The following is a 2918-nucleotide window of genomic DNA, read 5'->3' on the forward strand; positions in this document are numbered from 1 at the left end:
ACTCGACGCCACCCGGATAACGGCACGCCATACCCACGATCACCACGGGGTCGTCGGCCACCACAGCACTCACCGGCACAAGCCCCGCCGACTCCCCCTCCCCACCGAACAACTCGTCCAGCAGGAGGCCGGCGAGGGCGTCGGCCGTCGGGTAGTCGAAGACGACCGTCGTCGGAAGGCGCAGGCCGCCGGCCGCACCCAGGCGGTTGCGCAGCTCGACCGCCGTCAGCGAGTCGAAGCCGAGATCCTGGAAGGCGCGGGTGGGGTCGATCGATTCCGCGTCGGCATGGCCGAGGACCGCGGCGATCTCCCCTCGTACGAGAGCGAGCACGGCGTCACGCCGTTCGGCCTCGGTCCGTCCGGCCAGCCTCTGGACCAGCCCGGCGGCCGTGGCCGACCCGGCCGTCGTACCGCGTGCCGTGCGGGTACGGACGAGACCGCGCAGCAGTGCGGGGACCTCCCCGTGTGCCCGGACGGCACCGAAGTCGAGGCGCACCGGCAGGGTGGTGGGCCGGTCGGCGGCGAGCGCGGCGTCGAAGAGTGCCAGTCCCTGTTCGGGCGTGATGGGCGGCATGCCGAGCCGGGCTATGCGCTCGACGTCGGCCGCGCTCAGCTCGCTCGTCATTCCTTCGGTCTGGGCCCAGGGCCCCCAGGCCAGGGACACACCCGGCAGGCCGTCCGCCCGCCGGTGCCGGGCGAGGCCGTCGAGAAACGCGTTGGCCGCCGCGTAGTTGGCCTGCCCGGCGCTGCCGAAGGTGGCGGCCACGGACGAGAAGACGACGAATGCGGAGAGGTCGAGTTCCCGGGTCGCCTCGTGGAGGTTCCAGGCCGCGTCGACCTTGGGCCGCAGCACGGTGGCCAGCCGCTCGGGCGTGAGGGAGGCGATGACTCCGTCGTCGAGCACGCCCGCGGTATGGACCACGGCCCGTACCGGATGACGAGCGACCAGTTCGCCGACCGCGTCGCGATCGGCCACGTCACATGCCTCGATGCAGGCCTCGACCCCCAACTCCCTCAACTCAGTGATGAGTTCGTCCGCACCATCGGCGCCCGGACCGCGCCGGCTGACCAGCAGCAGGTCCCGTACACCATGCGCGGTGACCAGGTGCCGGGCGATCGTCCGGCCCAGGCCACCCGTGCCACCCGTGACGAGGACCGTGCCCTCGCCGTCCCACAACGTCTCCGAGGTTCCCGACACGACCTCACGGGCCAACCGGGCGGCCAGGATTCCGCCGTCCCGGATCGCCAGCTGCGGTTCGTCCGAACCGAGAGCCGACGGCAGCAACCGCGCGGCGTCGGCGCGGTCGAGGTCCACCAGGCCGAACCGTCCCGGGTGCTCGGACTGTGCCGACCGCACCAGCCCCCAGGCCGCCGCTCCGGCCAGATCCGCGCCGGTCGTGGCGCCGTGCGTGACGAGCACCAGACGGGAGTCGGCGAACCGCTCCTCCGCCAGCCACGACTGCAGGAGACCCAGCACCCGCGACGTCACCGCGTGCACGGAGCCCACCACGTCATCGGCATCGGTGGGGTCGATCCGTACGAGGACGACAGCGGCCAGCTCGTCCGGCAGGGCGTCCAGGCCGCACTCCACGTAGGAGGTGGCCTCGTCGCCCGTACCCCGAACCGGGGACCACTCCAGCGCGAACAGGGCGTCGCGCACGGGCGAGTTGGCGGCGTCCAGCTGTTCGGCAGAGACAGGGCGCGTGAGGAGCGCCTCGACGGTGGCGACGGGCGCTCCCTCGGTGTCCGCGACCTCGACCGACACCGCGCCGTCGTGGCTGCGGGACAGCCGGACCCTGGCGCGAGAGGCACCGGCGGCGTGCAGCGTCACCCCTGCCCAGGAGAAGGGCACCCGGCCCTGGCCCGGTTCGTCGTCGCCGGTGAAGACCGACGCGTGCAGAGCCGCGTCCAGCAGGGCCGGGTGCACGCCGAACTCCCCGGAGTCCACGTCGTCCGGCAGGGCGACCTCGGCGAACACCTCGTCGCCGACTCGCCAGGCAGCGGTCACGCCCTGGAACACCGGGCCGTACACGAACCCGGCTTCCAGGAAGGCGTCGTACATGCCCGTCACGTCCAGGGGCTCGGCCCCGGCGGGCGGCCACACCGGCGCCTCGAAGGCAGCGTGCGCAACCGTAGCGGGCGCGAGGAGACCGCCGGCGTGCCGCGTCCACACGTCCTCGCCCGCTCCATCGGGGCGGGAGTGCACGCTCACGGCACGACGACCGGACTCGTCGGGTCCGCCCACCCATACCTGCACCCGGACGCCGCCCACCGAGGGCAGCACCAGCGGCGCGGCGAGCGTCAGTTCCTCCACCTCGGGACAGCCGACCTCGTCTCCCGCCCGCAGGGCGAGCTCGACCAGGGCGGTGCCCGGCACCAGGACGGAGCCCATCACCTCGTGGTCCGCGAGCCACGGGTGCGACTGCAGCGACAGACGGCCCGTGAACAGGAACCCGTCCGTGTCGACCAGTTCCACGGCGGCACCCAGCAACGGGTGCCCTGCCGCCTCCAAGCCGACGGAGCCGACATCCCCCCGCCGCGCGAAGGGCGCAGCGGGCCAGTAGCGGCGGTGCTGGAAGGCGTAGGTGGGCAGGTCGACAGGTCGGGCTCCGGTGCCGGCGAAGAGGGCCGCCCAGTCGACCTTGACGCCGTCCACGTAGAGGCGCGCCAGGGCCTGGAGGGTCGTCGTCTCCTCGTCGTGGTTCTTGCGGAGGGCGGACACCAGTACGCCGTCGGTGGACTCGGCGGCCATGGCGGTCAGGACGGCGTCCGGGCCCAGCTCCAGGAAGCGGGTCACGCCCGCGTCGGAGAGGGTACGGATGGCGTCGGCGAAGCGGACCGCCTCACGGACGTGGCGCACCCAGTACTCCGGAGAGCACAGGTCCTCGGCGACCGCGCCGGTCAGGTTCGACACCACC

The 2918-nt window shown here is 73.1% G+C and carries 1 protein-coding gene; it reads right to left on the minus strand.

The features are described 5' to 3' along the window. Window positions 1–2918, minus strand: a 2918-nt coding sequence (locus ACZ7FF_RS44870) for a type I polyketide synthase (protein WP_470820528.1), incomplete at both ends; no start/stop codon positions are given.

This window comes from Streptomyces sp. NPDC037126, assembly GCF_055605965.1.